Origin of the sequence: Dyella sp. EPa41 (genome assembly GCF_016586165.1) — a bacterium.
Taxonomy (GTDB): Bacteria; Pseudomonadota; Gammaproteobacteria; order Xanthomonadales; family Rhodanobacteraceae; genus Dyella.
The window spans coordinates 1-8163 of record NZ_BCPR01000119.1 but is presented as its reverse complement, the minus strand read 5'-3'; the positions used below and the strand labels follow the sequence as shown (position 1 = coordinate 8163).

Sequence of the window (8163 nt, the reverse complement as noted above, 5' to 3'; positions counted from 1 at the left end):
CCGACAAGGCGCACGTGCCGCTGGCCAGCATCACCACCGGCGACGACGACATGCGCTGGGTACAGCGCGAGGCGCTGCATCACCTGACGATCGTGAAGGACACCACGTCCACGGTACGATGGAAAGAATACGGTTACTACCTGTGCTATCCGCTGGTGCTGCTCGCGCTGCTGTGGTTCCGTCGCGGCTGGGTGGTGCGTTGGGCATTCGTCATCGGCGCGCTCGGCCTGGGCGGCTTGCCGGCGCCGGCATATGCGGGCGACTGGAAGGTGGCGGACTGGTTCTTTACCCCCGACCAGCAGGGACGCTGGTATTACGAGCATCGTGACTTCGCCAAGGCGTCGGAGCTGTTCGAGGACCCGTACTGGAAGGGGCTCGCGCTGTATGAGCATGCGCGCTACGAAGACGCGCAAAAGGTGTTTGCCGCGTTGACGACGCCCGAGGCGAAATTCATGGAAGGCAATTGCTTCGCGCGGATGACGCAATACGAGGAAGCCAAGGACGCCTACGACCAGGCGCTGCGCATGCACCATCCGTTTGCGCAGGCACAGGCCAACCTGTTGCTGATGGACAAGCTCATCAGCATGCGCGAGAAAGTGCCCCCCGAGGATGAGGACGAGGAATACAAGCCCGACAAGGTGAAGTTCGACAAGGAGGGCAAGAAGGGCACGGGCAAGACCAAGCTCATGGGCAAGCTGCCGCAACAGGTGCCGTCGGACGTGTGGATGCGCAACCTCAACGTGTCGCCGGCGGATTTCCTGCGCACCAAATTCAACGTCGAGAACCAGGCGCCCCCGCCGGGGCAGCCGACCGCGCCCGCCAAGGAAGTGATCAAGGAGCCCGGCGCATGAAGGCCGGGCTCGCCTGCGTGTTGCTGTTGCTGGCCGGCGCGGCATCGGCCGACCAGCCGTCGCCTGCTCCGCCGATGCAGGTGCGCGTGCACCAGGAGCCCGCGGGTTCGCTGGTGGAAGGCGAGACGGCGCGCATCGTGGTCGACGTGCTCACGCCCGATTTCTTCACCGACGCGCCCGTGTTGCCCGTACCGCACGTGGAAGGCGTCTACCTGGCCTTGTCCGATGAAACGCCGGGGCATGTGGTGGATACCATCGATGGCGCCACCTGGTCGGGCGTATCGCGCACGTATCTGGTGACGCCGCTGATCTCGGGCAAGGTGCAGATTCCCTCGTTCGACATAGCGGCGCGTATCGGACCGCGGTCGACGACAGTGACGGCGCGGACACCGCCGCTCACGTTGACGGTGCGGCCGCTGGTGCTGCCCAAGGGCGTGACCGAAGCGTTGATCGCGAGCTCGGTGTCGATCAAGCAGACCGTGCTGCCGCAGGACGGCGGGCTGCATGTGGGTGACAGCGTCACGCGGCGCGTGGAAATCACCGCCGAGGGCGCACCGGCCATGATGCTTCAACCGGTGAATTTTTCGCCCGTGCACGGCCTTGGGCTTTACGTGTCGCCGCCGGTCACGCGCGATGTCGTCGGCAACCAGGGAGGTTTCGTGGGTGGCAGTCGCGTGGACTCGGCGAGCTACGTGATCCAGAGGCGGGGACGTTACACCTTGCCGGCGATGACCGTGCGCTGGCTGGATAGCCGTACGCACACCTGGCAGGCAAGCGAGGTGCCGGCGGTGCAGTTCCATGCGTGGTGGGGCGCGCCGGCGCGACCGCGCTTCGCTTTGCCGGGGCAGGGGCTGGTGCCGGGCGTGATCGGTCTCCTCACCAGTGACCTGGGCCTGCTGCTCATGCTGTTGGCCGTCATCGCATGGGCCGCCTGGATCTTCCGCGCCCGCTTGCAACGCTGGCGGCAGCGGTTCAAGGCATGGCGTTATCGGCAACGCCATTCGGAGGCCGCCGCGTTCTCGGCATTGCGCCGCCAGCGCCACGCCACCTCGGCCGCGCCGCTGCATGCCTGCGCCGATGCCTGGGCGCGCCGCAGCGCGGAAGAAGGCGCACCCGCATCGATCGAAGCCTGGTGCCGGCGTTATGGCGATGCGTCGCTGGAAGCCCAGTGGACGGCGCTCGATGGCTCGCTGTATGGAGCAACCGCCGAGCCCTGGTCGGCACAGGCTTTGATCGATGGTCTGGTGGCCGCGCGGAAGCGTTGGCGCCGCGAGCGGCGCCAACGCCGGCGCGGCGTCGTGCTGCCGCCCTTGAATCCGGCCTAGCGCGTCTTCACGAACTCATCGCCGTGGCCCGTTACCATGCCGCGGTACTGTGTCAGCCGGCGTGCGCGGATGCGCCGCATCCAAGGGCGAAACGGGGGAGCAAGGCATGGGTCGTTCCAGGAAGCGCCAGCAACGACGCTCGATGCCCGCCACGCCTTCGCCTCCTTTGCCACCGTCGCCGCCTGCCCATAAGCCGGGCCGCTGGTGGTGGTTGCCGTTTGTGGTCGGCGTGCCGGTGCTCGTCGCGTTGGGCGCGTGGTGGCTGCGCAAACCGGTGACGGACACCAAGGCGCCGGTCGTTTCCTCTGCGCCGCCGGCTTCAGCCGCCCTCTCGAAACCGTCCGCTCACTACGTGGGTGCGCAGGGCTGCGGTTCCTGCCACGCGAAGGAAACGGCCGCGTGGCAGCAGTCGCATCATGCGCTCGCCATGCAGGCGGTGAACGAACATACCGCGCTGGGCAACTTCGACAACGCCACGCTCAAGCAGGACGGCAGCCAGGCCAGCTTCTCCAGGCGCGACCAGGCCTTCTTCGTGAAAACCGACGGGCCCGACGGCAAGCCCGGCGAGTTCGAAGTGAAGTACGCCTTCGGCGTCTATCCGCTGCAGCAATACCTGGTGGCGTTTCCCGATGGCCGCATGCAGGCCTTGCGCGCCTCGTGGGATGCGCGGCCCGCGGCCGAAGGCGGGCAACGGTGGTTCAACCTCTATCCCGGCGAACACATCGGCGCACGCGACACGCTGCACTGGACACGCCTGAACCAGAACTGGAACTACATGTGCGCGGACTGCCATTCCACCAACGTGCAGCGCAACTATGACGTAGCCAGCGATACCTTCAAGACCCGCTGGAGCGACGTCAACGTGGCCTGCGAGGCGTGCCACGGTCCGGGTTCGCGTCATGTCCAATGGGCGAAATGGAGTGACGGCCGGAAACAGGCCGACGCCAGCAAGGGCCTCGCCATCGTGCTCGACGAACGCAAAGGCATGCAGTGGATACCCAATGCGGCCACGGGCAACCCGGTGCGTAGCGTGCCGCTGGCGAGCCATCGCGAAGTGGAAACCTGCGCGGTGTGCCATTCGCGGCGAAACATCATCGCCAAGGACAGCGCTCCGACCGGTCGGCTGATGGACACCCACGATCCGGTATTGCTGGCAGCGGGGCGCTATCACGCGGATGGCCAGCAGCTCGATGAAGTCTATGTTTACGCCTCCTTCCTGCAGAGCCGCATGTACGCCAAGGGCGTGACCTGCAGCGATTGCCATGATCCGCACACGGCCAAGGTGCGTGCGCAAGGCAATGCGCTGTGCGGGAGCTGCCATTCGCCCAAGGTGTACGACACCACGGCGCACCACATGCACCAGGACGGCACTGCCGGCTCGCAGTGCGTGGCCTGCCACATGCCTGCGAAGAACTACATGGTGATCAACGCGAGGCCTGATCATTCCATCCGCGTGCCGCGCCCCGATCTCACCGTCAAATTCGGCGTGCCCAACGCGTGTGCCAACTGCCACGCCGGCAAGGGCGCGCAGTGGGCGGCCGATGCCATCGAAAAGGTGCACGGTCCCGGGCGCAAGGGCTTCCAGCATTTCGTCGAGGCACTGGACGCGGGAAGACAGGGAAAGCCCAATGCGGCGAACCTGCTGATGGAGCTGGCCAATGATGCGACGTCGCCGGTGATCGCGCGCGCCACGGCGGTCGGCGAACTGGCGCATTACGCGAGCCCCGCCGCGGTGCCCACGCTGCAGGCGGCGCTCGATGACGCCGACCCGCTGATGCGCAAGGCGGCGCTGGAAGCGCTCACCGCGTTCCCCGCCCGCGTGCGCGGGCCCATGGCCGCGCCACTGGCCGACGATCCCGTGCTGGACGTGCGCGTCAATGCGGGCCGCGTGCTCGGCGGCATACCGGACGCCGAACTCGACGCCGGCCAGCGCGCCGCGCGCGATCGCGCCTTTGCCATGTTCATGGCGGCGCAGCAAGCGATTGCCGATCGACCCGAAGCGCACTACGACCTGGGCCTGGTGTACACCGAGCGCGGCGAGACGGCGAAGGCCGAACAGGCGTTTCGTCACGCTTTGAAGCTGCAGGATGATTTCGTGCCGGCCTATATCAATCTGGCGGACATGTATCGCTCGCTGGGGCGCGAGGATGATGCGGAAAAAGTGATCGACGACGGCATCGCCGCCGTGCCCGCCAATGCCAGCCTGCTGCACGCGAAGGGGCTTGCCCTGGTACGGCAGAACCGGCAGCGAGAAGCGATGGGCTGGCTCGAACGTGCCCATCGGGCCGATCCGGCGAATCCGCGCTTCGCCTATGTGTACGGCGTGGCCCTGCATTCGGCAGGACAGGACGAGCAGGCGCGCAGGGTGATGGAAACGGCCCTGCAGGCTTCGCCCTACGAACCTACGCTGCTGCTCACCTTGGCCAGCCTTGAACGCGACGCGGGCCATGCCGACAAGGCGCGCGATTATGCCCAGCGCGTGCTGGCGGTGGCGCCGCAATCGAACGAGGCGCAGCAGCTCATGCAGAGCCTGGGCGGAGCACCGAAGTAGCCCGCGTCGCACCGTTGCTCCACACGTTGGCAGTTGGCCAAGGTCCACGCGCGGGAGCATGGGTACGATCATCACCCATACGGGTACGGCGGCAGGCAGTTGACACTGCTGCACGTCCGCGGAGGAAGGCAGCGCGAACGCATCGGGCCTGAAACACCTCGGCGCGATGCCGGCGACGCGCAGGCCGATCGGCGTGAACCGATGGTCGTGTGCCGGAGCGCCGAGGGAGAGCGCATCTGCTGATTCCATGGTTCTGTGGAACTGTGGCATCGAGTCGGGCGATGCTCTCGGCGCCGGTCACGCCGGGGGGCCGAACACCGCATGCCACCGGGTGCGCCAGCCACGGGCGCGCCGAACTGCCTGCCACAACTTCAGCCAGCCGTGACTGGCGATGACGAGCGGATTGTGGCTCTGCAGCGGCTGCACGAGTCCGTAGCGGCAGGGCTCGTCAGGGCGTTCCACGGCGAAGCTGCCAAACAGTCGATCGAACACGATGAGGATGCCGCCGTAGTTCCGATCGACGTAGGCCGCATTGCTGGCATGGTGAACGCGGTGATGGGCGGGTGTGTTGAAGACCCACTCGAGCACGCCCAGGCGCGGGATCAGTTCCGTATGCAGCCAGAACTGATAGAGCAGGTTGATTGACAGCGCGGCGGCAATGGCCGAGGGCGGAAAGCCGGCGAGCGCAAGCGGCGTGAAGAACATCGCGCCGCCGCTCAGCTTGCCGGTCCAGCCGAGCCGGTACGAGGCGGCCAATGAATATTGGTTGGGCGAATGGTGCACGCTGTGCGTGGCCCAGAACCAATGGATGCGATGGTCGGCGCGATGCATCCAGTAGTAGAAGAAGTCCTGCAGCACCAGGAGCAAGGGCCACGACCACCAGCGATGCATGGGAATGTCGGCCAGGCGGTAGCGATAAGCCAGCGCAAGAACGAGGCCCGCGAGCCCTGCGCCGAGCAGGCGATTGATCACCATCCGCCCGGCGAGGTCGCCGAACGATGCGAGATAGGCGCGCCAGTCGTAGGTTCGGGTGCGGTGGTGTTGCAGGTACCAGCCTTCCAGCGCCGCCGCCAGCAACAGCACGGGCAGCAGCAACAAGGCGCGGGGCATGGCGGAGAAGTCCATGTCACTTCCCGCGCTGTGAGGCGATATAGCGACCGATATCCTCGATGCTCACCTTGCCATCGTGATCGGCGTCGATGTCGTCGAAATGGCTGGCGACGCGAGGCATGGCCTTGGCCTCGTCGCGGGTAAGCCATCCATCGCCATCGGCATCGGCCTTGGCGAATCGCGAGCGGAGTTCCTGTACCGCGCGGGCGCGTTGGTCGTTGTTGGACTGCGCGTGGGCTGGGAGCAGCACCGTACCGAGCAGCGAAAGGATCAAGAGCAGTGACTTGCGCATGGTGTGTTTGCCGTGAGCCGAGTGGCCGATACCCTAATCCGCATGGCTTGCCGAGGTTTGTCTGCCTCACGCGCAGTTGTAAGCGTTTGTAAACGGCAGGCGATGCCTCTCCTTTGGAGCGCATCCTGCGTGCGACAGCAGCGTCCACCTTGATGCGGCGCTCGGCAAAGCGATGGCCGGCAGGTGTCGCTTCCGCGCCTTGCATCTCCCGCGCGCATGGCGCGCTTCCACATGAAATGAGTCGCGTGCAGCCGGGCTTCAGTGCGCAGGGCGCAGCGGCAATACGAGGGTTGCCTCGAAGCCGCCCAGCGGCAGATTGCGCAGCACGAGGCGTCCGCCGTGCTGTGCCGCGATGCGTCGCGTGCTCGCCAGCCCGAGGCCGTTGCCTACCGCGTCGCTGCGCGCTTCGTTGCCTCGCATGAAGGGTTCGCCAAGGCGGGATATCAGTGTCTCGGGTACGCCCGGCCCGGCGTCGGCAATGCTGCAGCGGAGCTCGCCGTGGACATCCCGCAACGTGGCCTGGAACGGCGGCTCGCCATGATGCATGGCGTTGCGCATGAGATTGTCGAGGGCGCGACGCAACGCCAATGGCTTGCCTTGGATGGATGCCGGCGAAGGCGCATCGATCTGCCAGCGCCCCCCGGCGGCATCGTTCAGCGCCACGAGGTCGCGCAACAGGCATGTCACGTCCACGGTGTCGCTGGCTTCCTCGCCGCCGTCGCGCACGAACGCGATGAACTGCGCGCTCAAGGCGTCGAGCGCTTCGATGTCCGCCACCATGCCCTCGCGCACCGATGCATCGAATGACGTGGAGGACAACTCCAGCCCCAGCCTGAGGCGCGCCAGCGGCGTGCGCAGGTCGTGCGAGATGGCGGCCAGCATCACGTCGCGCTCGCGCGCATTGCGGCGCACGTCGGCGGCCGCCATCGCGAGGGCCGCATTGAGCTCCACCAGTTCGCGCACTGCGCCGGTGGGGAGTTCCGGCGGTGGCGCGCCGGCGACCACGGCCGATGCGGCGTCGGCAAGGCGCTTGAGCGGATGGGTCAGGCTGCGCGCGTAGGCCGCGGCGATCAGCAGCACCAGCAGGGTGGAAAGGCCCACGGTGAGCACCGTGCTTCGCACCAGTGGCATGCGCAGGTCGAAGAAGGGAATGCCCAGCCATCCTGTGGCGGGCGCAGCCGCGCTTACCCACAGCACCGGCTCGCGGCGACCGGACGCCATCACGCGGCGGCCCGGCAGGCGCGCCTGCAGTTCGGCCAGCACGCGGTGGATCAAGGGAAGCCTGGCATCGTTGGCGGGCGGCGGTGTGGCGCGATGGTCCACGCCGATGGCTGCGAGGTCGCCATCGCTGCGCCCCTCCGCGATCAACGCGTCGGCTGCCGCCACCTGCATGGCGAGCACGCGTCCGCTGTAGTTCACCGCCGCCCCGTTCGTGGTGACGCGCAGGGCGAACATGCCAACCAGCAGCACCAGGCAGATGGTGCCGATGAGCAGCCAGACCAGGCGTGAGAACAAGCCGGAGGACGAGGCGCTCATAGCGGCTTTCCCTCCGGCACGAACACGTAGCCATGGCCCCATACCGTCTGCAGCCAGCGTGGCTGCCGCGGGTCGTCCTCGATAAGCCGGCGCAATCGGCTGAGCATCACGTCCATGCTGCGATCGAACGCATCGTGCTCGCGGCCGCGCGCAAGGCTCATCAACTGGTCCCGTGTCAGCGGCTGGCCAGGGCGTTTGACCAGCGCGCAGAGCACGGCGAACTCGCCCGTGGTCAACCGCAGCGGTTCGCCGTTGCGCAACAGGCGGCGCGTGTCCAGCTCCAGCACGAACGCGCCGAAATGCACCGAACCGCCCTCGGCATGCGGCGCGCCCGGCGCGGCATGGCCGCGGCGCAGCACGGCGTGGATGCGCGCGACGAGCTCGCGCGGATTGCCGGGCTTGGGAAGATAATCGTCGGCGCCGATCTCCAGGCCCACGATGCGATCGACATCGTCGCCGCGCGCGGTGAGCATGATGATCGGCGTCGTGGTGCCTTGC

The 8163-nt window shown here is 67.1% G+C and carries 6 protein-coding genes and 1 pseudogene; 3 read left to right on the top strand and 4 right to left on the bottom strand.

Annotation, left to right across the window (positions count from 1 at the left end; all coding sequences use genetic code 11):
• The 3 genes and pseudogenes from JMF82_RS21140 to JMF82_RS21130 all read left to right on the top strand — a co-directional run.
• Nucleotides 1-851: pseudogene (locus JMF82_RS21140) on the top strand (hypothetical protein); the annotation flags it as partial.
• The gene (locus JMF82_RS21135; RefSeq protein ID WP_201316497.1) at nucleotides 848-2176 is read left to right on the top strand and encodes a BatD family protein; all 1329 of its coding nucleotides are present in this window, start codon (nucleotides 848-850) and stop codon (nucleotides 2174-2176) included. The pseudogene JMF82_RS21140 and the gene JMF82_RS21135, both read left to right, overlap by 4 nt.
• A 106-nt stretch (nucleotides 2177-2282) precedes the next feature.
• Nucleotides 2283-4727 carry a tetratricopeptide repeat protein gene (locus JMF82_RS21130; protein WP_201316496.1) on the top strand — a complete coding sequence of 815 codons (2445 nt, stop codon included), beginning with the start codon at nucleotides 2283-2285 and terminating at the stop codon, nucleotides 4725-4727.
• A gap of 297 nt (nucleotides 4728-5024) precedes the next feature.
• Here the strand turns inward: JMF82_RS21130 and JMF82_RS21125 are convergent, their stop codons facing one another.
• The 4 genes from JMF82_RS21125 to JMF82_RS21110 all read right to left on the bottom strand — a co-directional run.
• Nucleotides 5025-5852, bottom strand: coding sequence for a sterol desaturase family protein (locus tag JMF82_RS21125; RefSeq protein ID WP_236585616.1), 828 nt, complete (start codon nucleotides 5850-5852; stop codon nucleotides 5025-5027).
• Nucleotide 5853: 1 nt separating this feature from the next.
• Complete coding sequence (locus tag JMF82_RS21120) at nucleotides 5854-6129, bottom strand: hypothetical protein (protein ID WP_201316498.1); 276 nt, start codon at nucleotides 6127-6129, stop codon at nucleotides 5854-5856.
• Nucleotides 6130-6387: 258 nt separating this feature from the next.
• A complete protein-coding gene (locus JMF82_RS21115; RefSeq protein WP_201316495.1) occupies nucleotides 6388-7665 on the bottom strand; it encodes an ATP-binding protein in 1278 nt (425 codons plus the stop codon).
• Nucleotides 7662-8163: winged helix-turn-helix domain-containing protein (locus tag JMF82_RS21110; protein WP_201316494.1), on the bottom strand; the 502-nt coding region annotated here is incomplete at its 5' end. The genes JMF82_RS21115 and JMF82_RS21110, both read right to left, overlap by 4 nt.